This is a genomic window from Microcystis wesenbergii NRERC-220, from assembly GCF_032027425.1.
GTDB classification, from domain to species: domain Bacteria; phylum Cyanobacteriota; class Cyanobacteriia; order Cyanobacteriales; family Microcystaceae; genus Microcystis; species Microcystis wesenbergii_A.
The window spans coordinates 2,090,311-2,114,971 of record NZ_JAVSJA010000001.1 but is presented as its reverse complement, the minus strand read 5'-3'; the positions used below and the strand labels follow the sequence as shown (position 1 = coordinate 2,114,971).

Here is a 24,661-nt window from a genome sequence, read left to right as displayed (position 1 = left end):
AACTCTCAATAAATGAAGTTTCCCTCTCCGGGGAGAGGGTTTGAGGATGAGATATTTAAATAACCGTGTTATTTCGGTAATTTAGGCAGCGATTAAAGATTTGCTCAAAGGTTGCCAACGGAAATATCTTTCCCCACCCAATTCGAGGACAAATTTTAACCGGGGTTCCTGTTGACTAAGATTAATTAAGTATTGTTTTTCTTCCGAGGATAAAACAAAACTTTCAATAATCCAAATCACTAAACCTTTAGATTTGGGGGGTAAATTTTCCAATTGATAGGTAGCAATGGGAGGAATAAAATAAACCGGTCCCACGGCTGCTTCCCGACCAATATTTTTTTTACCTAAATGGGGGGGACGGACTCCATGAATGCCAGTAAGATAGGCACTTAAATCGCCCAGACCTCTAGCGGTGATATGCAGGACATTGTAACCGGTGGCCCGTAAACGTCTTTGATAGCGTCCCTCGTAACCTCCTTCTAAGGGTGCGTAAACACCTAAAGCGCCGTATTGTTCCAGATCGCGAATAAATGGTTTTCCTGTGGTCAGTAGTGCCATAGCTAGTAAAAAAATCTTTTTCCCTATAATCGCACGTTTTGTTAAGTTGTGCGTCAGCTGAACAAAGAAAGACTTAAGATCAAAGATAGAGAGAGACAATCGCTACTCTCCCAAGGAGGCAATATGTTTCACGATCTCCTTTATCCCAACGGACTGCTTTATATCCTGATTAAACTAACTGTTTTAGCTTTAGCAGTCTTGCTCTGGTTTATGGTCGTTTCGGCCCCGGCTGTCTGAAAAAAACACTGCTCTTGTCTCAGGTTAGCCTTGTCTTCTACAATTAGCGTTCTATGCAATGGCTAAATTTTGTCGATGACTCCTGTTAAATTGCCGATCGATCCTTTTCTGAAACCCAACCTAACTACTAAGCTCCTAGGGGTTGGGTTGGTATTGACAATTATTTTTATCCTGATTGCCCTGTTTTCGCCCCTTCTGCAAGCGATCGGCCTGATTCAGGATCCAACCGACATTTTAAGCAATTATCCCCTACAAACCCCCAGTTCCGCCCATTGGTTCGGGACGAATGTGCGCGGTTACGATGTCTTTTCCCGCACCCTATTCGGGGCCCGGGCGGCCTTGTCCGTGGTATTTTTGGCCACAGGATTATCTTTAGTCATCGGGGTTCCTTTAGGGTTAATTAGCGGTTATTTGGGGGGTAAGATCGATCGCGTTCTCCTCTTTCTCATGGATACCCTCTACACCTTGCCGGGGTTATTATTATCGGTGGCTCTGGCCTTCGTTTTGGGTCGTGGTATCGTCAATGTAGCCATCGCTGTTAGCATTGCCTATATTCCTCAATATTTTCGCGTGGTCAGAAATCAAACCGCCAGCGTCAAAAATGAGTTATTTATCGAAGCGGCACGAGCGATCGGGGCTACACCGGGTCGTATATTATCAAAGTATCTTTTTTTTAATGTCGTCCAAAGTGTCCCGGTTCTTTTTACCCTCAACGCAGCGGATGCGATCCTGGTTTTAGGCGGTTTAGGCTTTTTAGGCTTAGGATTACCAGAAGAAGTGCCGGAATGGGGTCATGATCTCAAGGAAGCTTTGGCGGATTTATCTACAGGCATCTGGTGGACCACTTTATTCCCCGGATTAGCGATGACCACGATGGTGGTGGGTTTATCCCTCTTGGGAGAGGGGTTAAGTGAAATTGTAAACCCCCTGAGTCGTAAACGCTAAAAGCGAGGGTCAGAGTTCGGGGGAAATCAACTCAGGACCCCCGCACCCTCAGCCTCTCTGTCCAGTAACAATGTAGGATACCCTTTGGGCGATATTGGTGGCGTGATCGGCCATGCGTTCCAGATGACGGATTAGTAAAGCCATCAGCAGGATTGGTTCCACCACACCCTTGATATCTCTTTGATGGGCGAGAGTGTGATAGAGATAATCATAGGCTCGATCGACCGTATTATCTAGTTCTTTGACCTTTGAACCCGCTTCTTGATCGAGGTCGGCCAGAGCAACCAGGCTCGTGGCTAACATATACTGAGCATGGTGGGACATAGCCTCGATCTCACTCATACAATCATGAGGAGTATAGGCGAATAACTTGAGTGCTATTTCGGCTAAATCCTTGGCATAATCGCCGATCCGTTCCAAATCGCGCACTAATTGCATAAAAGCACTTAAAAGCCGCAAATCTTGGGCTACGGGAGCCTGTAGAGTCATGAGAGTGGCACAATCTAACTCGATTTGACGATAGTAGCGATCGATTTCCTTATCGAGGGGGGCGATTTTTTTCGCCATTTCCAAATCCCTAGCAAAGAGGGATTGATGGCTAAGACGAAAGGATTCTTCGACCAAGGTTCCCATTCTCAGCACATCCTGCTCCAATCGCTGGAGAGAACGAGCGAAATAGGTGCGATCGGGATGATTGGTTTCTTTGGATAGGCTCACGGTCGGATTCGCTTAACATAAAACTACTCTTTCTCTACAGTCATAACAAGAAAATTTTAGATTTTGCACAGTTGTCTAGAGAACTTGACAGAATTTTTTCTCCCCTCTCCCCAATTCATAATTCATAATTCATAATTCATAATTCCCACCTAATTTTTTTGACGGGGGAGAGTGACTTGTAGGCGAGCGCCACCGGTGTTAGGATCATTTTGAGCGACGATCGAACCACCGTGGGCTTGAATAATCTCTTTGGCAATCGATAAACCTAAACCGGTACTATGATCCTTGCTGCCTTGTTTTTGACGGGTGCGGGAAGGATCACCACGAAAGAGGCGATCGAAAACGTAGGGCAGATCCGCTTCATTAAATCCTTTACCGTTGTCGATAACGTCAATTCTCAGCCATTTTTTCCCGATAGTATCGGATATTTCCCGAATTTCTAGGCGAATTTTCCCCTGATCGGGACTATACTTAATGGCATTATCAAAGAGATTCAGGAAAACCTGCAGCAGACGAGAATGATCCACTTCCAGCGTCCAATCCACCGGAGAGGAATAATCTAAGCTAATCTGTTTTTGGGCGGCTAAAGGGGTGACAGTCTGCCAAGCAGCGCTGATTAATTCCTCTAGATTAATTATCTGGTATTGTAAAGATCGCCCCGCATCCGCTTGTAATTCACTGATTTCTAGCCAATCGCAGACTAATTGACTCAAACGCTCCACTTCTTTCCCCATTTGTTCTAACCAGCGTCTTTCGGGAGCTTGCAGGCGTTTTTGTAAAGCTTCGGTGAGGAGAGAAATGGAGGTTAAGGGAGTGCGTAACTCGTGGGTTAAGTCAGAGAAAGCTCGCTCGCGATTTTGCGATAATTCCACTAAAGGCTGTCTATTTTCGATAAATACAGCGATTTCACCTTCTGGCAAGGGATAACCGTAACCCTTCAAGGCAATCGATTTAGGAGCAATCACTTGGCGATCGCTAATGGGAGTGACAGGATAATTAGTCGGGTAAAAAGTCCAAGTTTGCACCTGTGGACTCTGTTTTTGGCGAGTTTCTTGAATTAATTGATCTAATTCGTAGGAACGCACTAATTCCAGCAGCAGACGTACCTGATCTGGCTGCCAGCGATCGAGTTTTAAGAGGGTAATTGCCTGTTGATTACACCAGAGCAGTTGATTATCGGCATCTATATGAAGATAGGCGATCGGCGCTATTTCTAGCAAGGATTTCTGAATTTCTAAACTCTTTTCTCGCTCTTGCAGACTTTGGGAGAGAAACTGTAATTCTCGACGCACTAGGGAGGTAACGGGAAAAGAGGCCGACAAATCCACCGAATCCGAGAGAGCGCTTAGGTTTCGCTTTAACTCTCTATTTAAGCGTGAGACTTGCCAATAACAAATACTCAAACCTAAAACTACTCCGAAAATAAAAGCGAAAATAGTCATTATCCCAGAAAGCGGCGATCGCTAAACTTGAAAATATAATCGCTCACCTAGCCAAAACGATAACCGAAACCGCGTACAGTAATCAGGTATTCCGGTTGACTGGGATCGATTTCTAGTTTTTCGCGTAACCAGCGAATGTGAACATCGACGGTTTTGGTGTCTCCTAAAAAATCTGGCCCCCAAATTTGTTCAATTAATTGCTCTCTTGACCAAACTCGGCGCGGATAACTCATAAATAGGTCGAGGAGACGGAATTCTTTAGGAGAAAGGTTAATTTCTTCATCTCGCACCGTCACCCGACATTCCTGGGTATAGAGAAGAACATCGCGGAATTTTCGCACGGGAGCGGCAGCTAGGGAAGTAAATCCTTGACGACGAATGAGAGCGCGACAACGAGCGACTAATTCGCGCATACTAAAAGGTTTAGTCAGATAATCATCGGCACCCACTTCTAAACCCAAAACTCGATCGGTTTCGCTGGCCTTAGCACTTAAAATTAAAATCGGGATAATATTGCCGTGATAGCGCAACAGACGGCAGATATCAAGACCGTTGATTTGGGGTAACATTAAATCCAAAACGACCAAATCAAAACGAGACTCACCGTGATTAGATTCTTGACTTTGCAGTAATTCTAGGGCAACGCGACCATCACTAACACCGAGCGCCTCGTAACCTTCTTCTTCCAAAGCCAAAATAATCATATCCCGAATCACTTCTTCGTCTTCAACGATTAAAATCCGATGATTGGGAACGAAATCCGTACTCGCCGACAAGGGGGGGGTGTCAAGGGTTAACATAAAAATACTTGATTATTCGTCCTAATTTTATCTCAATTTGTCAACCGGCACTCGTTTTGGGGGGTAGAGCCGAATGTTATTACAGTTATCTACCTGGTTAGAGGTGGAATCCTATCTAGAACAATCTCAGGGAATTATTATTCCCATTGGTTCCACGGAACAACACGGGCCGACGGGACTAATTGGTACAGATGCTCTATGTGCTGAGGCGATCGCTAAAGGAGTGGGGAAACAGGTACGAGCAATGGTAGCACCCACCTTAAATGTCGGTATGGCCCTACATCACACGGCTTTTCCCGGTACGATTAGCCTTCGTCCTAGCACTTTGATTCAAGTCATCCTCGACTATGTGACTTGTTTAGCTAGAGCGGGTTTTCGTCAATTTTTCTTTATTAATGGTCACGGGGGCAATATTGCCACCCTAAAAGCCGCTTTTTCGGAAACCTATTATCATTTGGATTCCCTCAATTTGCCTAACACAAACGAGGTTAAATGTCAAGTGGCCAATTGGTTTATGGTGCGAGAAGTTTATCTTTTAGCCAAAGAATTGTATGGAGATCAGGAGGGTTCCCACGCTACACCGAGCGAAGTGGCGTTAACTCAGTATCTTTACCCTGAGAGCCTTAAAAACGCCTTTTTATCGGAAAAAGTGGCTTCTGGTCATGGTATTTACGGTGCGGCTAATTTTCGCCAAAACTACCCCGATGGTCGTATTGGGTCCAATCCTGCTTTAGCGACTCCCGAACACGGTCAGAGGTTCTATGAATTAGCTGTGAAAGAATTGAGTAATACTTATCTGGAATGGCTCTCTTGTCCTTTGTCCGAGTGATAGTGACTAGGCCTCCGAGACCCGGAATAATTTAACTGTAGCCCTAAGTAACTGGTTTCAATTAAATTGAAGATAGATTTTGTCTTTGATCCCCCCTTAATCCCCCCTTAATAAGGGGGGTGCCGATCCCCCCTTAATCCCCCCTTAATAAGGGGGGTATCTGACAGTTTTTAACACCCACCTGCTTAGAAAGAAAACTTAAATATGCAAGGAGAAAATTGATGATTGCCCTCACTGACAATAACTCCAATCAACCACTGGCTAGTTTGCGGGAAATACAAGAACTTGCCATCGCAATTACAGCCAAAAGCCTCAATCCCGCCATGCTAACGGTTGATTTCCTCAAATATTCGGGAATAGTTCCCCCCGACTGGGAATTGAATGGCCAGCCGGTACTCAATCCTAATTACGCTCAAGTTAATTTTCAAAATGGTATCAGCATCGTCGCCCAACCCCGGAAAATTACCTTTGTGGAGATAATTAACTCTCCCGATCGCCTGAAACTGAAACTGCCAGAAATTGTTGGTTTATATCTAGATAAACTCCCTTTAGCCGAATATCAAGCCCTGAGTATCGCCCCGAAAAGCATTGTTCCTCTCCCTAGTAGTCCCGATGCCGCTCAAAAATACATCACCGAAACTCTTCTGGCCCCCGGTCCCTGGCACAATTTCGGTACAGCCCCCCTACAAGCCGGCATCAATCTACTTTATCAGTTAGAAACCTCTCAGCTATCCGTGGCGATTAACGAGGCAAAATTGCAATTACCCGATGGCCAAACCTTAGCGGCGCTATTATTTGCCGGTAACTTTAACTATAATCTGGCCGAGGGCAGCGATCGATTAAATCTGCTCAAACAATATCTGGGACAATGGCAAAAAGATCTAGAGATGTTCCGAGAATTAGTCACCCAGCGTTTTCTGGAAAGACAAGTCCCAGTTTTCCCCTCTAATATCAATCTGCCCCTAGGACCCCAAGCTGGACTGTAATCAGTCATCAGTCATCAGTCATCAGTCATCAGTCAATACTTACAGCCTTTCTCGTAAAGGTGAAGCACAGAGTAATCCTTGCTAATCAAGTGTTTTAGACGCAAGAACGAACCTCATCTATCTGAGAAACGCTGTATACTAAATTCTGTTATTAAAAACTGATTATTTATTCCCCCTTTTGCCTCTTGCCTATTGCCTATTGCCTTTTTTAACTAGCCATCTCTGCCGCTAGTTTAGAAAATTGGTATTACCAATAACCTAAAACACATCCACCCCCGCAAAGCCTTGTATTTTCGCATTAGCGGCTTCCCCACAGCTGCGCGGGGTGGGGAATAATTTCCCCGGGTTAGCCAAACCCTTGGGATTAAAGCAATCCCGCACATAGCCCATAGTTTCTAAGTCAATCTCGTTGAACATGGCGGGCATATAACAATTTTTATCGATGCCGATACCATGTTCCCCCGATAAACTGCCCCCAACCCGCACACAAAGCTTGAGAATTTCACCGCCTAATTCCTCCACTTCTTCCCAAGCCCCCTCTACCTTGTTATCGTAGAGAATCAACGGGTGTAAATTGCCATCCCCAGCGTGGAAAACATTGGCGATTTTATAACCGTATTTTTCACTTAAAGCCTTAATTTCCTGAAGAACATACACCAATTGAGTGCGGGGAATCACCCCATCTTGCACAAAATAATTAGGGCTAATTTTCCCCGCCGCCGCAAAAGCCGCTTTTCTGCCCTTCCAGAGTTTAAAGCGGGTTTCGGCATCATTAGCCGTGGTGATATTTCTCGCCCCATTTTGACGGCAAATCTCGGCAACCCGATGTTTATTCCTGGCTACTTCTACCCCTAAACCATCCAATTCCACTAATAAAACTGACTCGGCATCCCGGGGATAACAGCCGGTAGCCACCACGTCTTCCACGGCGTTGATACTGAGATTATCCATAATCTCCATCCCCGCCGGAATCATTCCCGATTTAATAATATCCGCCACCGCTTGGCCCGCCGCCTCGATACTGGTAAAATCAGCCAGTAAAACACAGATAGATTCCGGAGTTTTCAGGATTCTTAAGGTGATTTCCGTGGCAATGCCTAAAGTTCCCTCGGAACCCACAAATAAACCGGTTAAATCGTAGCCCGGTTGTTCCGGTACCGCACCCCCCACATCGATAATTGAACCATCGGGAAGGACGATTTTTAAGCCCATAACGTGATTGGTAGTGACACCGTATTTTAAACAGTGAACCCCGCCGGAATTTTCCGCCACATTACCACCGATCGAGCAGATAATTTGACTAGAGGGATCCGGTGCATAATAAAATCCCGCCCCGCTTACCGCTTGCGTCACCCAATTATTAATCACCCCGGGCTGTACCACCACCCTTTGATTATCTAAATCAACCCTGAGAATCTGATTCATTCGCGCCGTGACGATGAGAATCCCCTCTTCTAAGGGTAACGCCCCCCCCGATAGGCCCGTTCCTGCACCCCTCGCTACCCAGGCAATCTCGTTATCGTGACAGAGTTTCACCACCGCCGCAATTTCTGCGGTGCTGCGGGGCAGTACCACAAGAGCAGGTCTTTGTCTGTATCCTGTGATACCATCGCACTCGTAGGTTAATAATTCATCTTTGCGACGGATGACACCATCTTTACCGAGGATCGCTTCTAGCTGTTTGATCAGATTGGGGGAGATTTTCGGGGGATTTTTGAGTAACATAGGTTTCAGGGCGGCGGAGTCGCCATAAAATCGCTCTATAGGTTAAAATTTCGCAAAAAAGCCAGAAATGAAGCTTTAAAAACTGCTCTCTCCTATTTTAGCACTATAACCCCTTCCTCTGTAGAAATCGGGTGCATCTCGCACTTGCAGCAATACCGACAATCAGCAATTATCAGTGACTTTTAAATTATTACAGATATATCAGCAGCTGTCTGTAAGCATCTCACCGAAAAACTAATGCGCGGGGGGTTTGGGGGCGGCGCCACGCCCCCAACGGGGGGTTTGGGGGGTAGAACCCCCCAAAAGCTTGGATTGAGTGATAAAATCGAAAGTAACGCCCGATTTTAGTAGAGAGTTTCCCCTTAAAAATCCCAACTTAGTAGATTTACAAAAATGATATGCACCCGCAGAAACCTGCAAGGGTCTGGATTATAGAGAAAATTGCCGATAAATTTGCCAGTGCTTACCGTTATGAATTAGGAGGGTAATTTGATCGATTATCACCTCAAAAAATAGCTCTTGATTAGCATATTTTGACCAAGCTTTCCAGAAATTATCTTTAGTTAAATCTCGGAAGCCAACGGTTAAATGCGGCGCAAAAGCCCGGCTTTTTGAGGTATTATCGCTGATATTCAAGGAAGATTCTAGCTGCTGTAAAAGCCGTTTTTGCAGGGTTAATAATTCTGGGGTTTTCTGGACATTAATATAAATGACTCGCGGTTTAAAGGCGGCAAAATTCTCGAGAATTAGGGGAATAGGAGAGTGCAAGCGGGCAAATTCCTCTAAACATCTTTCTAAATCTGGTAATTCTCCTAAATTCCACCGGAAAGGGGGTTGGAGAGTGACGTGGGGAGGCGATTTCAGGGCGGCGCGACTATTGTAAATTTCTGCAAACTCTAACTTGATTTTTGTGGCAATTTCCTGTACTTCCGGCGGCGGCAAAAGCGCAATAAAAAATAGAGATCCCTGGGGTTGATTCATGGAAACAAGCAAAGCTACAGAAATGAAGCTGTCACCTCGATTCTAGCAGTCTTTCACAACTCTAGCTAATTGTATATCTCTGTTACATTGCACCATCGACAGCCAAGATTAATCGGTATAATTATATGGTTGTTAATCCGTCCTAGCCTACTGAGAATTTATGACCTGGTTTGTCAAGATAGAAAAAGGCATTGTTGATAAAGCTACCTTCGATCGCTATGTCAGCGCCCATAAGGACTATGTGCGTGATTTAATTAGCCAAGGACGAGCAGCAAAAACCGGTTATTGGGCAGAAAGGGGCGGCGGAATGTTATTATTTAAGGCCGATTCTCTTGAGGAAGCCCAAGCAATTATAGTTCGCGACCCTTTAATCGAGAATGGTTGTGTGGAATACGAACTTCATGAATGGCGAATTGTCGTAGAATAATCTAGCTTTTCAGGGAACAGTAATCAGTAATCAGTAATCAGTGAAAAGACAGCAATGTTAAGCTGTTGACTATCTAAATATTACTCGTTAATACTGCCTGGGAGTGGGGAGCTTTTCAGGGAACAGTGAAAAGTAATCAGTAATCAGTGAAAAGACAGCAATGTTAAGCTGTTGATTATCTAAATATTACTTGTTAATACTGCCTGGGAGTGGGGAGCTTTTCAGGGAACAGTGAAAAGTAATCAGTAATCAGTGAAAAGACAGCAATGTTAAGCTGTTGATTATCTAAATATTACTTGTTAATACTGCCTGGGAGTGGGGAGATGGGAGTGGGGAGTGGGGAGTCGGGAGACCACTTCGTGCGCGACGTTCGGCGATGCTCAGTCGAGCCGTTGCGGGGGGAGAGGGAAGATGGGGAGCTTTTTGCTGTGAACTGAAAACTCACATCTGATCAGTGATCAGTGATCACTGATCACTGATCAGCTATACTGGGGGAATTGTGCTAAAAGCACGGTTGATGCTGCCGAGCGTTAAATTAAATTGTCTCTAGTGAAATTGAGGAATTAACTTTGTCTAAACAAGATCTGATCGAAATGGAAGGAACCGTCACCGAATCCTTGCCTAACGCCATGTTTAGGGTGGATTTAGATAACGGTTTCAACGTCTTAGCCCATATATCCGGCAAAATCCGCCGTAATTATATCAAAATCCTCCCCGGCGATCGAGTCAAAGTGGAACTGACCCCCTACGACCTAACCAAAGGCAGAATTACCTATCGCTTGAAAAATCAGAAAAAATAGGGACAAATGGGGGCAAAGAAGCCAAAAAGTCTAATCAGCGGCCAAATTTATTTAAAAAAAATAGGTGACACGGGTAAAAGAAATCTGATATAATAATAAGCTTGCAGTGTTGCCAGAATAGTTAGGCATGAAAGTTAGAGCGTCTGTCAAAAAAATGTGCGAAAAGTGCCGCGTCATCCGTCGGCGCGGTCGAGTCATGGTAATTTGTTCTAACCCCAAACACAAGCAGAGACAAGGTTAATCCACCAAAGTCACTGTCTTGGGGCAGAGAATCGTTACCGTTAATTGTAGTCGTTTTTGGAAAAAAAATCGTTCATAGGGAGAAAGAAAAAGCGTGGCAAGGATAGCTGGTGTAGACCTACCTCGCGATAAGCGTGTGGAAATCGCCCTGACCTACCTCTACGGAGTGGGTCTATCGCGTTCCCAAGAAGTCTTATCTGCGACGGGTGTTAACCCTGACACTCGGGTCAAGGATCTCAGCGATGAAGACGTGGCGGCGCTACGGACTTATATCGAAACAAATTATCAAATCGAGGGGGATTTGAGACGCTGGGAGGCGATGAACATCAAACGCCTCGCCGATATCGGCACCTATCGAGGTCGTCGGCATCGGCTAGGATTACCCGTGCGCGGGCAACGGACGCGAACCAATGCGCGGACCCGTCGCGGTCGTCGGGTGACAGTGGCAGGGAAGAAAAAAGCCCCCTCCAAGAAATAATTTTTTATTCATTGCGATATCCCCCAATCAAGAAAAACTATGGCGCGACCAACCAAAAAAACCGGACCAAAAAAACAGAAGAAAAATATTCCTACCGGAGTCGCTCACATTCAATCGACCTTCAACAATACCATTGTCACGATCGCCGATACCAAAGGCGATGTGATCTCTTGGGCATCGGCGGGATCGAGTGGTTTTAAAGGAGCCAAAAAAGGAACCCCCTTCGCCGCCCAAACCGCCGCCGATAACGCCGCCCGCCGAGCGATCGAACAGGGAATGCGTCAACTAGAGGTGATGGTTAGCGGCCCTGGGGCAGGACGGGAAACCGCCATCCGGGCCCTGCAAGGAGCAGGATTAGAAATCACCCTGATCCGGGACGTGACCCCCATCCCCCACAATGGTTGTCGTCCTCCCAAACGCCGGAGAGTGTAAACAGTGAACAGCTTTTTCAGGGGACAGGGATCTTGAGGCTGGCAGCCGTTAGCTTTGAGCGCATCAGCAGCAGAATCGGGTCGTCAAAGACCATCTGCTCAAAAAACTGAACGCCGAACGCTAAACGCTGAAAGCCAAAGAAAACTGATAACTGATAACTGATAACTGAAAACTGAACAAGGGAGGTCAATCGGTGGCGCAATTTCAAATCGAGTGTGTAGAAGCAAAAACTTACAAGAATCAGAGTCAGTACAGTAAGTTTGTACTAGAGCCTCTAGAAAGAGGCCAGGGTACAACCGTAGGCAATGCCCTGAGACGGATTCTCATTTCCAATCTGGAAGGGGCGGCCGTGACGGCCCTGCGGATCGCAGGAGTCAATCACGAATTTGCCACCGTCGAGGGAGTACGCGAGGACGTGATGGAACTCATGCTCAACATGAAAGAAATCATCCTGAAAAGCTACACCAATCAAACCCAGATCGGGCGTTTAGTGGCAACTGGACCGGCGACGGTAGTGGCGGCACAATTCGATTTACCCTCAGAAATCGAGATAGTTGATCGCAATCAGTACGTCGCCACCCTAGCCGAAGGAGCCAAGCTAGAGATGGAATTTCGCGTGGAAAAAGGCAAAGGCTATCGGGCGATCAATCGCAGTAAAGAAGAAGCCACTTCGCTAGACTTTCTGCAAATCGACTCGATTTTTATGCCCGTAACCAAAGTCAACTATAGCGTCGAAGATATCCGTTCCGAAAGCGGTCAAGCTAAGGATCGTCTGCTCTTAGAAATTTGGACAAACGGGAGCATTAACCCCAAAGAAGCCCTTTCCCAAGCGGCCGATATGCTAGTTAATCTCTTTAACCCGCTCAAGGATCTCAACGCCCTCGAATCCTCCGGTAACTTTGACGACCAAGAGATCAACCAAGAAAACCAAATTCCGATCGAGGAACTACAATTATCCGTGCGCGCCTACAATTGCCTGAAGCGAGCGCAGATCAACACCGTAGCCGACCTCCTCGATTACAGCCAAGAAGATCTCTTAGAAATCAAAAACTTTGGGCAGAAATCGGCGGAAGAAGTCATTGAAGCCCTACAAAAACGGTTAGGAATCACCCTACCCCAAGAAAAAAGCAAGTAAACCCAATTCCAGGAAAATACCATGAGACATCGGTGTAAAGTGCCTCAATTGGGTCTGCCGGCTGACCAAAGAAAGGCACTGCTGCGCAGCTTGGCCACCCAGCTAATTCGCCACGGTCAGATCACCACCACCCTAGCGAAAGCGAAAGCGGTGCGAGCAGAGGTAGACCACATTATCACCCTAGCTAAAGACGGTTCCCTGAGCGCCCGTCGCCAAGCTATGGGCTACATCTACGATAAACAACTGGTTCACGCCCTTTTTGAAGGCGCCCAGGCCCGTTATGGCAACCGTAACGGCGGTTATACCAGGGTCGTGCGTACCCTGCGCCGTCGCGGGGATAATGCCCCCATGGCGATTATCGAACTGATGTAAAGATGACAGCTTGCCACCAGTCGCGGATCGCCCTAGTTATCCAGTATGTGGGAACTAATTTCCACGGCTGGCAACGGCAACCCGATCACAGGAGCGTGCAGGAGGAAATCGAGAAGGCTCTGGCCGATATTCTCGGTCATGACGTCACTCTGCACGGGGCCGGACGTACCGATAGCGGTGTTCACGCCGCCGCCCAAGTTGCCCATTTCCAGCAGCAAAGTCCGATCCCACCTTCCCATTGGGCCAAGGTTCTCAATGCTCGGCTAGATGACGATATCGTCATCCGGGCCTCGGGCCGGGTTCCCGATCGCTGGCACGCCCGTTTCTCGGCCCTCTGGCGACGTTATCGTTACACCCTCTATACCGACCCCATCCCCAATCTATTTGTTAGCCCCTTTAGTTGGCACTACTACCATCGTCCCCTCGATGCCGATTTGATGGCCAGGGCCTTAAAGCCCCTATTGGGTAAGCACCATCTGGCCGCCTTTCACCGTGCTAACTCTAGTCGTGACCATTCCTGGGTAGAAGTACAAGGGGTGGAATGCTACCGTCAAGGGCCATTTGTACAGATGGAAATTCAAGCCAATGGCTTTTTGTACGGGATGGTGCGCCTATTGGTGGGAATGTTGGTGGAGGTGGGAACTGGTGAGCGATCGCTAGAAAACTTTACCGACATCTGGGTCAATCAGCGCCGAGAATTGGTCAAATACGCCGCACCAGCTAAAGGACTATGTTTACTGCGGGTGGGTTACGCCGATTTTCCCTTTGCCGATAGCGTCTGGTTCGAGACTCAGCCTCTTTATTATTTCCGAGCAGAGGGGATAGGGGAATAGGGTAATGGGGGAATAGGGGAATTTCAACTAAAACCCGAAAACCCGAAAACCCGAAAACCCTAACCCCCCAACACCCAGGTCGGCAATAAAAAAAATTATTTTTGTAAACCAAGGCAAACTCACCATGAACAAAACACCTCTACCAAATTTAGAGACTCTAGAGCAGAAATGGTACGTCATTGATGCGGCCGATCAGCGTCTAGGTCGTCTGGCCACCGAAATCGCTATGATTCTACGGGGCAAAAATAAAGCCACTTTCACCCCCCATCTGGATACGGGGGATTTTGTCATTGTTATTAACGCTGAAAAAGTGACGGTGACGGGCAAAAAACGCCAACAGAAAGTTTATCGCCGCGACTCCGGCAGACCGGGTGGTATGAAGGTAGAAAGCTTCGATAAACTGCAAAAACGCATTCCCGAACGGATTATCGAACACGCTGTTAAGGGAATGCTCCCGAAAAATAGCTTAGGTCGGAAATTGTTCACGAAACTGAAAGTTTATGCCGGTGCGGAACATCCCCATCAGGCACAACAACCGGAAGTTTTAGCGATTAATACGATTCCCGCAGGAGGAAATTAAGTCAATGCAAGCCACGGACAGTAAAAATAAGGTAGTTTATTGGGGAACAGGACGACGCAAATCGGCGGTCGCTTCCGTGCGTCTGGTGCCGGGGACGGGGGCAATTACCGTTAACGGTCGCGATGGAGAAACCCATTTTAACCGCATTCCCACCTATATCCAGACGATCAAGGCTCCTCTGGAGACTTTGGGACTGGAAAACGAGTATGATATCATCGTTAAGGCCGAGGGCGGTGGTTTGACCGGTCAGGCGGATGCGGTGAAATTGGGTGTCGCTAGAGCTTTATGTCAATTGGCCCCGGAAAATCGTCCTCCCCTCAAGAGTGAAGGTTATCTGACTCGGGATCCCCGGGCGAAGGAACGGAAAAAATACGGTCTTCACAAAGCGCGCAAAGCGCCTCAATACTCGAAACGTTAGGTTAATAGAGAGGTTTATTATGCCGAAAAAAATTCATCCTACTTGGTATCCGGAAGCTAAGGTGATCTGTAATGGTGAACTGGTGATGACGGTGGGTTCGACAAAACCAGAAATTCATGTGGAGGTTTGGTCGGGTAATCATCCTTTTTATACGGGAACCCAGAAGATGATCGATACGGAGGGCCGGGTCGATCGCTTCTTGCGTAAGTACAAAATGGGCGATAAGTCAAGCAAAAAGGCCGATCAGAAATAATTCTTTACTTTTGCCTTTTTGACCTGGTGGGGAGATTTTCCCACCGGGTTTTTTGCTATTTTTAGGCTGGTAGGGTCATTATTTCTGCACTGATAAGCTGCCCGCGCATTTAAATTGCTGGTTGAGACGAGGCAAGAGGCACTCTTGCAAGAGGCAACAGTAAAGGGATTGGGGGAGATTCGGCTAATCTTAAGAATAAGCGCTTTAAATGCGTCTTAGCTTACTAAATCTGGTTATTAAAAACTGATTATTTATTCCCCCTTTTGCATCAGTGCCTGTCTTCATACTGCTTTTCTCATAAAGATGAAGTATAATCTGATGCGGTATTGGCGATCAAATCCCGTTCCCTACACCCTATTTTTAGACTCGCTCCCAGATTTATTAGCACAAGTTGCTCAAAAAGTCAAGCAAATAAAAGATACAGAGCAAAGACAAAATTTTGCCAGTTGTACGGGACTTTTTTGCGCGTATTTAAAGGAAGGCAGCAGCTTTATTCGATTTTTTTGAACTAGAAGATTGAGAAGCTTGGTTAGGATCTCCCGGAAACTGAGCGCTCCCCAGTAAAACCGGGGAAGGAGATATATATTTTTTTACCTACCTGATACTTTTTAAGAGATTAACTATCTCATCGGGGAATCTTTGCTGTAATTCTTCATCGGATAATCGCGACAACAGAATCATAAAATTTTGCCTTACTTTTTGGGTATCGGGATGATTTTCTCCTAATCTTTCTTGATAAATAGCAATAGCTCTCACATACAACGGTTCCGCTTCTGCGTATCTGCCTTGGGATTCGTATAATACCGCTAAATTATTGAGACTTTTAGCAACACTAGGATGGTTTTCTCCTAATCGCTGTTCCCGCAGAGAAAGGGAGCGCTTATACAAGGGTTCCGCTTCTGCGTGTCTGCCTTGGCATTGGTATAATTCTGCTAAATTATTGAGACTGGTAGCAACATTGGGATGGTTTTCTCCTAATAGCTGTTCTATCAGAGAAAGGGATCGCTTATACAAGGGTTCCGCTTCTGCGTATCTGCCTTGGGAGTGGTATAATCCTGCTAAATTATTGAGACTGGTAGCAACATGGGGATGGTTTTCTCCTAATAGCTGTTCTATCAGAGAAAGGCATCTCTTACATAAGGGTTCCGCTTCTATGTATCTGCCTTGGCTGAGGTATAATTCTGCTAAATTATTGAGAATGTTAGCAAAATAGAGATTGTTTTCTTCTAATAGCTGTTCTATCAGAGAAAGGGAGCGCTTATACAACGATTCTGCTTCTGTGTATCTGCCTTGGCATTGATATAATAGTGCTAAATTATTGACACTGGTAGCAACAATGGGATGGTTTTCTCCTAATAGCTGTTCTATCATAGAAAGGGAGCGCTTACACAACAGTTCTCCTTCTGCGTATCTGCCTTGGAATTCATATAACACTGCTAAATTATTGAAAATGTCAGCAACAATTGGATGGTTTTCTCCTAAGCGAGATTGGATTTCTTCACAACATTTTGTGAAGGGAACTGCTGCTAAATCATATTCTCCCTGTCCCTTATAAAACAAAGCTAACCCAAGAAACACCAAAATTAAATTATCTTCTGGGTTGGGAATATCATCTAACATGGTTTGACTGACAAGTTGCAGATGGGGAATTGCGGGAGTTACCGCTGCAATAATCTCCCTTGTGGGGGTTTGCGGGATATTTTCGGCAATGGTTAACAAAGTTTCCACAAAAGCGCATCGATAAAGAGAATTTTTCTCAGGAATTTCCTGTAATTGCTCTTGAAAAAATTCTCTCACGAGGGGATGAATCCGATAAAAAGAATAGTCCTCATCCACGGGTTGCATCAGATGAGAATTATCCAATTGTCCCCGCGCTTCTTCCAGTTCACTTTCGGTAATTTCTGTGGATTTTGCCGTATCTTCTAGCAACGTCCAAGCAATAGCCACCGGTGCGAATAAACTCAACAGCATTGCCACTTTTTGACCAGCAGAACTTAAATCATCCCAACTGATTTTAATTGCGGCTGCTACCCCTAAATGTCCATAATCTTTGTGGTTTCTTTCTTTGGTTAAAGCAGTATGAGCTAAATTTAATTTATCGCGTAAATGGCTAAACTTTAAATGACGATTTTTCGCTAAATATTCCCCCACCAACTCCACTGCTAAGGTTAAGCGTCCTAAAATTTCGTGACAAATCTGTTCTACTAAAGCTTTTTCTTTCTCAACTTTAGCAGTACCAACAATTTTGGTTAATAACTCTACACATTTATCTAATGGTAAAACATCTAAAGCTATAGACTCAAATTCCGTACTAAGACACCTTTCCCTAGTGGTGACTAATATCTTAATCCTAGAATCTTTTGGTAATATTCGATCGGGAATTCGGTCGATATTGGGGACATCATCGAGAATTAATAATAATTTTCCCTGCTGAGGTAGCCAATTTTGCCAATACCAGTACACTTGTTTTTCTAAAGATTCTTTTTTCAATATTTCTGGTAAAGATAGATAGGGACCAGCTAATTTAACTATTTCTTCTGCTAAACCCGATAGTCGCAAGGATAACCAATATTGTGCCGCGTATTCCTGTTGGTATCGTTTCGCATATTCCAAAGCTAAAGCGGTTTTTCCTATTCCCCCTAACCCTTCTACTGCACAAACAATCACCCCTTGTTCTGTTTGCAATTGCTGATGAATTAAGGTTAACTCATCTTCCCTCCCGACAAAATTAACCGTACTTTTGCCCACATTACTAGGGACAGCTTGACGTTCTTTTGGTTCGGGAATATTCAGATTAAAAGTATTATTTTGATTGTTATCAGTTCCATCTTGCTCAATATTGATTTTCATTTTTAATTCTCTCTAAAAATAATTATCTTTGCTCAAAATAAATCTAATATAAAATTAATATTAATGAGGTTTTTAAGGAAAATAACGATACATTTCCTTTCGGTGTAGAAGACGAACCAAGGCGACAGTATCTTGCTCTAAATACAAACCAAGACGATAATCCCCAATCCGAATGCGATAAAATCCTCGATACCCTTGAATCGCTTTGACATTACGCAACTCTGTTAAACTTTTGGCTGATTCTATCTCCTCAATAATTGCCTGAATTTGTCGCTTAATTTTACCATCTTTGAGATTGCGTAGATCTGTCTCAAAGCTTTTACGAAATTCAATATTCATCTCTTATTCTTTTAACAGAGTCAAAATTTGATCACGACTGACATTGTTACTATCTTTTCCCTCTTGAATTGCCCTAGCCATAGCCGTATCTTCCAGCACTTCATAAATTAACTCTTTTAGTAAATCCTTTTCTTGTATTAATAACTCATAGAGTAACTCTTTTAATATTGGTTTTAACGCTTCCGCTTGCAATTCTGACATAAATTACCTCTTGTCTTTGATAATAACTATTTTCAATGATAACATTTACTAGGCTTGGTTTTCACAGATTAAAGATGTTGTTCTGTGTATTACCAATTCCCGATTGACTAATATTAATTGTCCGCTCGATACCAGCCAAGCTTTTAGAGGGAATACTTACTTTTTTAGACGATTTTTCACCCCTGCAATCACACGATTAAATGTGGGAAAATAACGCTTAAAAGTTGACTCAGTATCTAATTCCGCTTCGTAGGTCAGGGAAACAAAAGGAGGTATAGTAGATATAGCTGCCTTTAATTTGGCTGCTGCCGATCGCTCTGGTTGATTGAGTTTAGCCAGAATTTGGTTTAATGATTCTAAGATTTGTGCAGAAGCAAGTTCAGGGGGCGGTTCTGTGGTAATTGCCGTCACTTCTGTGACAATTTCTGCTACCATTACCTCGGCATCAGGAAAAGATGCTTCTTGACTCTCGCTGGCGATTAAATCCCATTTTTCTCGTTCCAATTCTTTAATTTCTATGCGCTTATCGTTTATGCGTTGCTGCAAAAGAACTTTATCTTCTGGACGCGCACCTGTCCACGCATCGCGGATTCCAGCTAATTGTTCTTTTAAGCGTTGAATATTTTTATCGAGATTTTGTAATTCGTCAGTAGCCATGGAAAAATAAGCTTAAATTAGCCAATTAATTCAATTATGATCTATCTATCTAGAAATGTCATTCCTTTGGCTGTCCCCCACTCCCCAACACCCAACCCCCCACGGATCACAGAAAAAGCCTAGCTCAATCTGGAAATTTTGATTATGATCATTAGTAATTGACCTTTATTTGTGATATAGATTCAAAGGAGAGACACGGTGTCCACAGAAGTGATCGAAAAGCGTTCCACAGCGACAATCCGTAAACCAGCACCGCGTTATCGCGTTTTACTCCACAATGACGACTTTAACTCGATGGAGTATGTGGTTCAGAGTTTAATGCAAACGATCGCCGGTATGACGCAACCCCAAGCAGTTGATATCATGATGGAAGCGCACACGAATGGTACAGCCTTGGTGATTACCTGCATCCAAGAACACGCGGAATTTTACTGTGAAACCTTGAAAAATAAAGGTTTAACCAGCAGCATCGAACCCGATGAATAAAAGATTACGGGTAATTGCCACTTACCCAGTCCCCCTGCGACTGGGAATTTTTATTTTGCTCTTACTTTTTCTCTGGTTGCCGATCGCACTTCCCCTCTATCACTTTTTTGCCACTAATGCTAATCTGGTCTCAATTTTGACCCTTTCTGTTCTCTATCTGGAATTTTTGGGGTTATCCCATTGGTGGGGACGGACAATTTATGGCGATGAGGGATTAGCAGATTATGGGTTAATTTGGCGAAGAAAAACGCTGATTGAGTTAATTAACGGCTTGGCGATCGGTCTATTTTTTACTTTCTCGCTTTTTCTGTCCCAAGCGTTCCTAGGTTGGTTAAATTTCTTACCCGCAAATCCCCAGATCGGCAAAATCATCCTGGAGGGGTTTTTAGTCGCTTTAGCGGTGGGTTTTGCCGAAGAATTACTATTTCGCGGCTGGTTACTGGGAGAATTAGAAAAGGATTACAGTCCCGCTATCGCTCTAGTGATTAGTGCCTTAATTTTCGCTCTTGCCCACTTTATTAAACCTTTAGCCGAAATTATCCGCACTTTTCCCCAATTTCCTGCCTTAGTCTTGCTAGGATTGATTCTCGGTTGGGCAAAACGCGCCTGTGGTGGTAGTTTGGGTAAAAGTATCGGTCTGCACGCGGGTTTAATCTGGGCATACTATATATTAAATGTGGGTCAGTTAATTAAATACACTGGTACTGTTCCCGATTGGTTAACTGGAATCGATAAAAATCCTTTAGCGGGAGTGATGGGTTTACTTTTTCTGACAATTCTCGCTATCTGGACAAGAAAAAAAGTAACCGATGTAAAACTGGACAGTTAGACTGTTTTCTCTCCCTGTCAATTTCGGTCTTTTGAGGGGTTTTTCGCCGATATGTATTAAGGTTTATGCTGCCGATATTTCCGATGAATGACAATTTTCTAGCGATCGAGCGTTTCCACTAGCGAAATTCGAGTTTATTATAAAAAGAAATCCTCTCTCAGGTAAGAGCGGTAGTATGGCTTACTCGACACAGCAGTTAATTGAAATCCTCGAGCGAGAAATGCACGCCACTTGCAAAGGGGAACGTCTCTTACTCTCCCCGGCGGAGCGCATTGATAATCCGGTGATTGCCAAGGCGATCAATCTAGAAAAGGTGGGCAAAGTCTTCGCCTATCAGGATTTTCGCCGCCAAGTTCACGATTATCAACAACAATATCAGGTTTCGGGCATTATCTGGCGTGTTTGTCAATGGGGCGATCGCACTCTCCGTTATCCCGAAATTCATAATCAATTAGTTGCCGTGGCGGGTGACAAGGAAATTCTCATGGCTGCCAAAGCCTCTGTTTTAGAGTTTTGGAACAGTATCACCCCTAATATGAATTTTTGGTGGGCGCTTAACTCCCGTCGTCCCATTTCCGCCGATTCTCTAGCCGAATTAGTCGCCCAGTCCGAATGGGCCGAATTAGATGTGGCGCGCACAGAATTATATCTCGGCCTCTGTTGGGGTAATCCTTTAGAACACCAGTATCAATGGGCGCAACCCTTTTCCGGTTGTCATCGCATTATCGCCGCCGTCGATGAACCTAGTTCGATTAAGGTATAAGGGCGATTGATGTCTTGGGGTTGGGAAGCTTTTTTTCAGTGATCAGTAAACAGTAATCAGTGAACTGAAAACTCACATCTGATCACTGCCTCCTGTTGTAAAGTTTTGTTAATTTTTCTGGGAATAGGGCGTTTTGTAAAAATAGATACAGAATTGTATGTTATATATATTAGTGGGCGATTAAAAAAGTTCAAAACACGATTTGCAGATCGGAGGAAATGATTATGTCTACAGAACAACAAGCTCGTGCCTTAATGATGCGTCACCACCACGCCGTCAAAAATCGTCAACAATCGATGTTAGGGAGAAGTGCTTCTGAAATCGGTATTGACAATGACAATGGCTACGGGGGAACTGTTCAACGTCGCTTCTCGGCCGACTTTTCTTCACAAACCTATGATCGCTCTGGTGCTACTCTGAGTTAGGCTCTGAGATTTCGCCAAGGTGTCAGCTTTCAATCTTAGAATTAAGTGAACAATCGGCCCACGCAAACCGAGATCGGAATGTGTGGGTTTTCGATTTTTAGAGATAGGGGTCAGTCCTGGGCCGATTACGGGGTTTCATCGGGATTTATGCCTAATTGCCGTAATTGCGCCGCTAAACGTTCCGCCCGTTGACGTTCGCTTTCGGCCTGTTGATAGGCTGCCTGGGTGCGTTGACGTTCGATTTCGGCCTGTTGATAGGCTGCCTGGGTGCGTTGACGTTCAATTTCAGCATTCTGACGTTCAATTTCGGCTAATTCCGCAGGTAGGAGAATTAAATTGCCGTCTAGGTCATAAAAACGCAGCCAAGGGGCTTCTTCTCGCTGAATACTGCCCATCCAGACTCCTAACCATAATCCCAAACGTTGACACCATAACCAACCGCGGTGGTCGGGAATAATTTCTTGATAGCATTGATTTTGGTCTAAAGCCCAACCTTGCAGGGAAGTGGCATCAAAGGGATTGTAAACGAAGTATTGGGAACAGCGAAAAGTCCGCTCATAGAGGTCTTTTTTGGTAGTTAAATCGATTTTTGCGGTGCTTTCTGACATTAATTCCACGATCACATCGGTATAACGTCCGTTTTCGTCCCAAACCACCCATCCTTGTCGTTTATAACTACCATCGATATCGAGGACAACGAAAAAATCGGGGCCACGAAAATCTTTATTAAAAACCCGCTCACGGCTAAAGTAAATAAACATATTACCGCCAACAAAAAAGTCCTCTCGATCCTGATAGGCTTGTTCGATAGAATCGATTAAGACATTCATGGCCTTGCGGTGACGGTGGGTTTCCAAAGGTTCTCCGTCATCAAAAATCAAGTCTTCTGGGGGAATGGGGGGTTCTTCCCAATCGATAACTGGAGGAGTGAGAGGTTGAGTCATCGGGGTTACGTCCGGGATAGAGATGGTTTTATTTCATCTGCAAGACGAGGCGATATTTAGGTTGTCCACTTCTCAATTTTGCCATGGCTTCATTCACCTGGGAGATAGGATAGGTTTCCGTGACCGGTTCAATGCCATGACGAGAGGCAAATTCGATCATTTTACTGATGGTACTGGGACTACCCAAAGGACTGCCGGAAATCGATTTTTGACCCATAATCAAGGGAAAAGCGTAGGTAGCTATGGGTTCAAGAACGGCCCCAACAATATGCAGACGACCTTTGGGACGTAAACAGGCGATATAAAGACCCCAATCGAGATTAACGTTAACGGTAGAGATGATGAAATCAAAGTAATTTTGTACCGATTGCAAAGCTTCGGGGTCTCTGGAATTGATAAAATGAGTCGCGCCTAGTTCTTTTGCTTCTGTTTCTTTGTCGGGACTACTAGAAAAAGCGGTTACTTCGCAGCCCCAAGCTTTGAGGAATTTTAAGGCTATATGGCCCAAGCCACCAATACCAATGACCCCAACTCGGGCCGTGGGTTTAATATCAAATTGGACAATGGGATTAAAGACGGTTATACCACCACAAAAAAGCGGGCCAGCTTTGGCAGCATCTAACTGGTCTGGCAAGGGAACTAACCAACTATGATGGGCCCGGACTTTTTCGGCAAAACCGCCATGGCGACCGACGATAGTTCCTTCGGCAGTGGCACAAAGGTTTTGATCCCCTGACATACAAGTTTCACAGGTCGAACAGGAACGGGAAAACCAACCAAGACCGACTCTTTGCCCTATGTTTAATTCTTTGACTTTAGCACCAAGAGCGGCGATTGTACCAACCACTTCATGACCAGGGACAAAGGGATAGGTGGTCAGTCCCCAATCGTTATCGAGCATACTTAGGTCACTGTGGCAGATGCCGCAATATTCCACCTCGATTTCCACATCTTCATCCGCTAATATACCCGGATCGTAGTCAAAAGGTTCTAGTTTTCCCCCTTTTTCTCGGGCAGCATAGGCTCTAATCATGATTAAGTCCTCTAGGATGGGTTTATTGGTTATTTTATCCTAGATTGATCTGAGTATGTCTTAACTATGGTCTATTGCCTGTTCCCTAATAGCCGATAATTAATTCCACCAGTAATTTTCATCTGAATCTGGCTCTCTTATTTTTTGTGTGATTCAGTTTAAGTTATATAGGAGCGATCAATCTTTGTGTCCTTTGTGTCTTTGTGGTTCGTTCCACTCGCTCGCCAGCAGGACTGTATCTTAGAATACATTTTACCCACCAAACCTAAGAGAGCCTGAATCCTCACAAAACTTGTCCCTAAAATCCGCAAGCATCGAGAAGCGACCAGCAATCGCCGACGAAAAAATCAAGAGAAGTGATTGAGAAAGCGACAGAATAATTAGAGAAAATCATCACTCATGCCAACAAAACCTCAAAAATTCTAGTGGCAGAATTGGCAAAAAATCAAACCGCTAGGGAAATCAATCGAGTCACCGAAGAACCTTTTCGAGAGATGCCCTCCGAAAAATTGACTGAATCATTGGTAGGAAAGGAGATTAAACCAGGGATTAAACCAGCATAATGGACTATTAAGACAATTTTTGGCTAAGGGTAGGAATTTTCAAATTGTCAAACCAGAGGAGGTAAAAAGAGCCGTAATACTAAATCCGTTGAGTACAGGCCAGTTATGAGGAGAGGCACTCATGCAAGGGGGGGTAGGGGAGAATAAATAATCAGTTTTTAATAACCGGATTTAGTATAAACTCGATTAACAATCGGCCTCGAAAATGTCTTGACGATCAGATACCAAATGAGGTATTGTATGAAGGTAGATTCGGGTAGTGATGCAGTTAAGACTTGAATTAGCCAAGGGGCGGAGAAGTCAAACAAGGCAAAAAGCCCGTACCCAACTTTGGGATAATTTTTGTCGGCAGTCATATCCTATTAACTACCTTTATTATCAGA

General features: G+C 44.8%; 31 protein-coding genes and 1 pseudogene. 20 read left to right on the top strand and 12 right to left on the bottom strand.

The window, feature by feature from the left end:
• Nucleotides 1–81: 81 nt before the first annotated feature.
• On the bottom strand, nucleotides 82–558 hold the full coding sequence (locus tag RAM70_RS10350) for an NAD(P)H-quinone oxidoreductase subunit N (protein WP_002747620.1): 477 nt from the start codon (nucleotides 556–558) through the stop codon (nucleotides 82–84).
• A gap of 312 nt (nucleotides 559–870) precedes the next feature.
• On the opposite strand from RAM70_RS10350, the gene RAM70_RS10345 reads away from it, so the two are divergent.
• A complete protein-coding gene (locus tag RAM70_RS10345) occupies nucleotides 871–1,740 on the top strand; it encodes an ABC transporter permease (RefSeq protein ID WP_312673608.1) in 870 nt (289 codons plus the stop codon).
• A 48-nt stretch (nucleotides 1,741–1,788) separates the two neighbouring features.
• On the opposite strand, the gene phoU is transcribed toward RAM70_RS10345, so the two are convergent.
• From phoU to RAM70_RS10330, 3 genes are all read right to left on the bottom strand, one after another.
• The gene (phoU, locus tag RAM70_RS10340) at nucleotides 1,789–2,457 is read right to left on the bottom strand and encodes a phosphate signaling complex protein PhoU (RefSeq protein WP_045358492.1); all 669 of its coding nucleotides are present in this window, start codon (nucleotides 2,455–2,457) and stop codon (nucleotides 1,789–1,791) included.
• Nucleotides 2,458–2,606: 149 nt separating this feature from the next.
• Nucleotides 2,607–3,899: a sensor histidine kinase gene (locus tag RAM70_RS10335; RefSeq protein ID WP_312673607.1), complete on the bottom strand. Its 1,293-nt coding sequence runs from the start codon at nucleotides 3,897–3,899 to the stop codon at nucleotides 2,607–2,609.
• Nucleotides 3,900–3,946: 47 nt separating this feature from the next.
• Nucleotides 3,947–4,699 carry a response regulator transcription factor gene (locus RAM70_RS10330; protein ID WP_190380615.1) on the bottom strand — a complete coding sequence of 251 codons (753 nt, stop codon included), beginning with the start codon at nucleotides 4,697–4,699 and terminating at the stop codon, nucleotides 3,947–3,949.
• 73 nt (nucleotides 4,700–4,772) lie between these two features.
• On the opposite strand from RAM70_RS10330, the gene RAM70_RS10325 reads away from it, so the two are divergent.
• A complete protein-coding gene (locus RAM70_RS10325) occupies nucleotides 4,773–5,528 on the top strand; it encodes a creatininase family protein (protein ID WP_045358495.1) in 756 nt (251 codons plus the stop codon).
• Nucleotides 5,529–5,749: 221 nt separating this feature from the next.
• Nucleotides 5,750–6,514, top strand: a complete 765-nt coding sequence (locus RAM70_RS10320; RefSeq protein ID WP_287999959.1) for a hypothetical protein — start codon at nucleotides 5,750–5,752, stop codon at nucleotides 6,512–6,514.
• Nucleotides 6,515–6,772: 258 nt separating this feature from the next.
• Here the strand turns inward: RAM70_RS10320 and glcD are convergent, their stop codons facing one another.
• Together glcD and RAM70_RS10310 are read right to left on the bottom strand one after the other, a co-directional pair.
• Nucleotides 6,773–8,239: a glycolate oxidase subunit GlcD gene (glcD, locus tag RAM70_RS10315; protein ID WP_045358497.1), complete on the bottom strand. Its 1,467-nt coding sequence runs from the start codon at nucleotides 8,237–8,239 to the stop codon at nucleotides 6,773–6,775.
• A gap of 429 nt (nucleotides 8,240–8,668) precedes the next feature.
• The gene (locus RAM70_RS10310; protein WP_045358498.1) at nucleotides 8,669–9,220 is read right to left on the bottom strand and encodes a 2'-5' RNA ligase family protein; all 552 of its coding nucleotides are present in this window, start codon (nucleotides 9,218–9,220) and stop codon (nucleotides 8,669–8,671) included.
• 160 nt (nucleotides 9,221–9,380) lie between these two features.
• Between RAM70_RS10310 and RAM70_RS10305 the strand changes: the two genes are divergently transcribed.
• The 12 genes from RAM70_RS10305 to RAM70_RS10250 all read left to right on the top strand — a co-directional run bounded on the left by RAM70_RS10305 (nucleotide 9,381) and on the right by RAM70_RS10250 (nucleotide 15,695).
• Nucleotides 9,381–9,647: a YciI family protein gene (locus RAM70_RS10305; protein WP_045358499.1), complete on the top strand. Its 267-nt coding sequence runs from the start codon at nucleotides 9,381–9,383 to the stop codon at nucleotides 9,645–9,647.
• Between the two features lie 569 nt (nucleotides 9,648–10,216).
• Nucleotides 10,217–10,447, top strand: a complete 231-nt coding sequence (infA, locus tag RAM70_RS10300) for a translation initiation factor IF-1 (protein ID WP_002737109.1) — start codon at nucleotides 10,217–10,219, stop codon at nucleotides 10,445–10,447.
• A gap of 127 nt (nucleotides 10,448–10,574) precedes the next feature.
• Entirely contained in the window at nucleotides 10,575–10,688 is a 114-nt protein-coding gene (gene rpmJ, locus RAM70_RS10295) for a 50S ribosomal protein L36 (RefSeq protein ID WP_012593611.1), read from the top strand.
• A 93-nt stretch (nucleotides 10,689–10,781) separates the two neighbouring features.
• Nucleotides 10,782–11,165, top strand: a complete 384-nt coding sequence (rpsM, locus tag RAM70_RS10290) for a 30S ribosomal protein S13 (protein ID WP_002735415.1) — start codon at nucleotides 10,782–10,784, stop codon at nucleotides 11,163–11,165.
• A gap of 39 nt (nucleotides 11,166–11,204) precedes the next feature.
• The gene (rpsK, locus tag RAM70_RS10285) at nucleotides 11,205–11,597 is read left to right on the top strand and encodes a 30S ribosomal protein S11 (protein WP_002735413.1); all 393 of its coding nucleotides are present in this window, start codon (nucleotides 11,205–11,207) and stop codon (nucleotides 11,595–11,597) included.
• A 193-nt stretch (nucleotides 11,598–11,790) separates the two neighbouring features.
• The gene (locus RAM70_RS10280; protein WP_045358500.1) at nucleotides 11,791–12,732 is read left to right on the top strand and encodes a DNA-directed RNA polymerase subunit alpha; all 942 of its coding nucleotides are present in this window, start codon (nucleotides 11,791–11,793) and stop codon (nucleotides 12,730–12,732) included.
• A gap of 21 nt (nucleotides 12,733–12,753) precedes the next feature.
• Nucleotides 12,754–13,104 carry a 50S ribosomal protein L17 gene (rplQ, locus tag RAM70_RS10275; protein WP_002766099.1) on the top strand — a complete coding sequence of 117 codons (351 nt, stop codon included), beginning with the start codon at nucleotides 12,754–12,756 and terminating at the stop codon, nucleotides 13,102–13,104.
• Nucleotides 13,105–13,106: 2 nt separating this feature from the next.
• Nucleotides 13,107–13,937: a tRNA pseudouridine(38-40) synthase TruA gene (gene truA, locus RAM70_RS10270; RefSeq protein ID WP_045358501.1), complete on the top strand. Its 831-nt coding sequence runs from the start codon at nucleotides 13,107–13,109 to the stop codon at nucleotides 13,935–13,937.
• A 124-nt stretch (nucleotides 13,938–14,061) separates the two neighbouring features.
• Complete coding sequence (gene rplM, locus RAM70_RS10265; RefSeq protein ID WP_002735375.1) at nucleotides 14,062–14,517, top strand: 50S ribosomal protein L13; 456 nt, start codon at nucleotides 14,062–14,064, stop codon at nucleotides 14,515–14,517.
• 4 nt (nucleotides 14,518–14,521) lie between these two features.
• Entirely contained in the window at nucleotides 14,522–14,935 is a 414-nt protein-coding gene (gene rpsI, locus RAM70_RS10260; protein WP_002737094.1) for a 30S ribosomal protein S9, read from the top strand.
• Between the two features lie 19 nt (nucleotides 14,936–14,954).
• Nucleotides 14,955–15,188 (top strand): 50S ribosomal protein L31, encoded by a 234-nt coding sequence (rpmE, locus tag RAM70_RS10255; RefSeq protein WP_002760058.1) that lies wholly within the window; start codon nucleotides 14,955–14,957, stop codon nucleotides 15,186–15,188.
• A 303-nt stretch (nucleotides 15,189–15,491) separates the two neighbouring features.
• Nucleotides 15,492–15,695 (top strand): hypothetical protein, encoded by a 204-nt coding sequence (locus RAM70_RS10250; protein ID WP_045358502.1) that lies wholly within the window; start codon nucleotides 15,492–15,494, stop codon nucleotides 15,693–15,695.
• 87 nt (nucleotides 15,696–15,782) lie between these two features.
• Here the strand turns inward: RAM70_RS10250 and RAM70_RS10245 are convergent, their stop codons facing one another.
• The 4 genes from RAM70_RS10245 to RAM70_RS10230 form a co-directional block, all read right to left on the bottom strand.
• On the bottom strand, nucleotides 15,783–17,936 hold the full coding sequence (locus RAM70_RS10245; RefSeq protein ID WP_376750914.1) for a tetratricopeptide repeat protein: 2,154 nt from the start codon (nucleotides 17,934–17,936) through the stop codon (nucleotides 15,783–15,785).
• A 174-nt stretch (nucleotides 17,937–18,110) separates the two neighbouring features.
• Complete coding sequence (locus tag RAM70_RS10240) at nucleotides 18,111–18,377, bottom strand: type II toxin-antitoxin system RelE family toxin (protein WP_190380504.1); 267 nt, start codon at nucleotides 18,375–18,377, stop codon at nucleotides 18,111–18,113.
• Between the two features lie 3 nt (nucleotides 18,378–18,380).
• Nucleotides 18,381–18,578 carry a hypothetical protein gene (locus tag RAM70_RS10235; protein ID WP_045358504.1) on the bottom strand — a complete coding sequence of 66 codons (198 nt, stop codon included), beginning with the start codon at nucleotides 18,576–18,578 and terminating at the stop codon, nucleotides 18,381–18,383.
• A 156-nt stretch (nucleotides 18,579–18,734) separates the two neighbouring features.
• Nucleotides 18,735–19,235 (bottom strand): hypothetical protein, encoded by a 501-nt coding sequence (locus tag RAM70_RS10230; protein WP_312673584.1) that lies wholly within the window; start codon nucleotides 19,233–19,235, stop codon nucleotides 18,735–18,737.
• Nucleotides 19,236–19,433: 198 nt separating this feature from the next.
• Here RAM70_RS10230 and clpS point away from each other — a divergent pair, with 198 nt between their 5' ends.
• From clpS to gifA, 4 genes are all read left to right on the top strand, one after another.
• Entirely contained in the window at nucleotides 19,434–19,721 is a 288-nt protein-coding gene (gene clpS, locus RAM70_RS10225; RefSeq protein WP_002738526.1) for an ATP-dependent Clp protease adapter ClpS, read from the top strand.
• On the top strand, nucleotides 19,714–20,550 hold the full coding sequence (locus RAM70_RS10220) for a CPBP family intramembrane glutamic endopeptidase (protein ID WP_312673582.1): 837 nt from the start codon (nucleotides 19,714–19,716) through the stop codon (nucleotides 20,548–20,550). The genes clpS and RAM70_RS10220 overlap by 8 nt, the downstream gene beginning before the upstream one ends.
• 175 nt (nucleotides 20,551–20,725) lie before the next feature.
• Nucleotides 20,726–21,313, top strand: coding sequence for a hypothetical protein (locus tag RAM70_RS10215; RefSeq protein ID WP_002797180.1), 588 nt, complete (start codon nucleotides 20,726–20,728; stop codon nucleotides 21,311–21,313).
• A gap of 224 nt (nucleotides 21,314–21,537) precedes the next feature.
• Entirely contained in the window at nucleotides 21,538–21,738 is a 201-nt protein-coding gene (gene gifA / locus RAM70_RS10210) for a glutamine synthetase inactivation factor IF7A (RefSeq protein WP_045358507.1), read from the top strand.
• Between the two features lie 125 nt (nucleotides 21,739–21,863).
• On the opposite strand, the gene RAM70_RS10205 is transcribed toward gifA, so the two are convergent.
• Both RAM70_RS10205 and ahr read right to left on the bottom strand, forming a co-directional pair.
• Nucleotides 21,864–22,682 (bottom strand): Uma2 family endonuclease, encoded by an 819-nt coding sequence (locus tag RAM70_RS10205; RefSeq protein ID WP_288001682.1) that lies wholly within the window; start codon nucleotides 22,680–22,682, stop codon nucleotides 21,864–21,866.
• A gap of 28 nt (nucleotides 22,683–22,710) precedes the next feature.
• Nucleotides 22,711–23,715, bottom strand: a complete 1,005-nt coding sequence (ahr, locus tag RAM70_RS10200; protein WP_045358509.1) for an NADPH-dependent aldehyde reductase Ahr — start codon at nucleotides 23,713–23,715, stop codon at nucleotides 22,711–22,713.
• 389 nt (nucleotides 23,716–24,104) lie between these two features.
• On the opposite strand from ahr, the pseudogene RAM70_RS22945 reads away from it, so the two are divergent.
• Nucleotides 24,105–24,557 (top strand): annotated as a pseudogene (locus tag RAM70_RS22945) (hypothetical protein); the annotation flags it as partial.
• Nucleotides 24,558–24,661: the final 104 nt, after the last annotated feature.

Excerpts from the sequence above, each read along its gene's own strand:
- truA (WP_045358501.1), top strand. The coding sequence starts at position 13,107 with ATGACAGCTTGCCACCAGTCGCGGATCGCCCTAGTTATCCAGTATGTG.
- gifA (WP_045358507.1), top strand. The coding sequence starts at position 21,538 with ATGTCTACAGAACAACAAGCTCGTGCCTTAATGATGCGTCACCACCAC.
- RAM70_RS10305 (WP_045358499.1), top strand. The coding sequence starts at position 9,381 with ATGACCTGGTTTGTCAAGATAGAAAAAGGCATTGTTGATAAAGCTACC.
- rplQ (WP_002766099.1), top strand. The coding sequence starts at position 12,754 with ATGAGACATCGGTGTAAAGTGCCTCAATTGGGTCTGCCGGCTGACCAA.
- ahr (WP_045358509.1), bottom strand. The coding sequence starts at position 23,715 with ATGATTAGAGCCTATGCTGCCCGAGAAAAAGGGGGAAAACTAGAACCT.
- RAM70_RS10325 (WP_045358495.1), top strand. The coding sequence starts at position 4,773 with ATGTTATTACAGTTATCTACCTGGTTAGAGGTGGAATCCTATCTAGAA.
- RAM70_RS10220 (WP_312673582.1), top strand. The coding sequence starts at position 19,714 with ATGAATAAAAGATTACGGGTAATTGCCACTTACCCAGTCCCCCTGCGA.
- rpsI (WP_002737094.1), top strand. The coding sequence starts at position 14,522 with ATGCAAGCCACGGACAGTAAAAATAAGGTAGTTTATTGGGGAACAGGA.
- RAM70_RS10205 (WP_288001682.1), bottom strand. The coding sequence starts at position 22,682 with ATGACTCAACCTCTCACTCCTCCAGTTATCGATTGGGAAGAACCCCCC.
- RAM70_RS10230 (WP_312673584.1), bottom strand. The coding sequence starts at position 19,235 with ATGGCTACTGACGAATTACAAAATCTCGATAAAAATATTCAACGCTTA.
- RAM70_RS10335 (WP_312673607.1), bottom strand. The coding sequence starts at position 3,899 with ATGACTATTTTCGCTTTTATTTTCGGAGTAGTTTTAGGTTTGAGTATT.
- RAM70_RS10320 (WP_287999959.1), top strand. The coding sequence starts at position 5,750 with ATGATTGCCCTCACTGACAATAACTCCAATCAACCACTGGCTAGTTTG.
- RAM70_RS10240 (WP_190380504.1), bottom strand. The coding sequence starts at position 18,377 with ATGAATATTGAATTTCGTAAAAGCTTTGAGACAGATCTACGCAATCTC.
- RAM70_RS10310 (WP_045358498.1), bottom strand. The coding sequence starts at position 9,220 with ATGAATCAACCCCAGGGATCTCTATTTTTTATTGCGCTTTTGCCGCCG.
- rpmJ (WP_012593611.1), top strand. The coding sequence starts at position 10,575 with ATGAAAGTTAGAGCGTCTGTCAAAAAAATGTGCGAAAAGTGCCGCGTC.
- RAM70_RS10345 (WP_312673608.1), top strand. The coding sequence starts at position 871 with ATGACTCCTGTTAAATTGCCGATCGATCCTTTTCTGAAACCCAACCTA.
- RAM70_RS10215 (WP_002797180.1), top strand. The coding sequence starts at position 20,726 with ATGGCTTACTCGACACAGCAGTTAATTGAAATCCTCGAGCGAGAAATG.
- RAM70_RS10330 (WP_190380615.1), bottom strand. The coding sequence starts at position 4,699 with ATGTTAACCCTTGACACCCCCCCCTTGTCGGCGAGTACGGATTTCGTT.
- RAM70_RS10250 (WP_045358502.1), top strand. The coding sequence starts at position 15,492 with ATGAAGTATAATCTGATGCGGTATTGGCGATCAAATCCCGTTCCCTAC.
- rpsK (WP_002735413.1), top strand. The coding sequence starts at position 11,205 with ATGGCGCGACCAACCAAAAAAACCGGACCAAAAAAACAGAAGAAAAAT.
- RAM70_RS10350 (WP_002747620.1), bottom strand. The coding sequence starts at position 558 with ATGGCACTACTGACCACAGGAAAACCATTTATTCGCGATCTGGAACAA.
- glcD (WP_045358497.1), bottom strand. The coding sequence starts at position 8,239 with ATGTTACTCAAAAATCCCCCGAAAATCTCCCCCAATCTGATCAAACAG.
- rplM (WP_002735375.1), top strand. The coding sequence starts at position 14,062 with ATGAACAAAACACCTCTACCAAATTTAGAGACTCTAGAGCAGAAATGG.
- RAM70_RS10235 (WP_045358504.1), bottom strand. The coding sequence starts at position 18,578 with ATGTCAGAATTGCAAGCGGAAGCGTTAAAACCAATATTAAAAGAGTTA.
- rpmE (WP_002760058.1), top strand. The coding sequence starts at position 14,955 with ATGCCGAAAAAAATTCATCCTACTTGGTATCCGGAAGCTAAGGTGATC.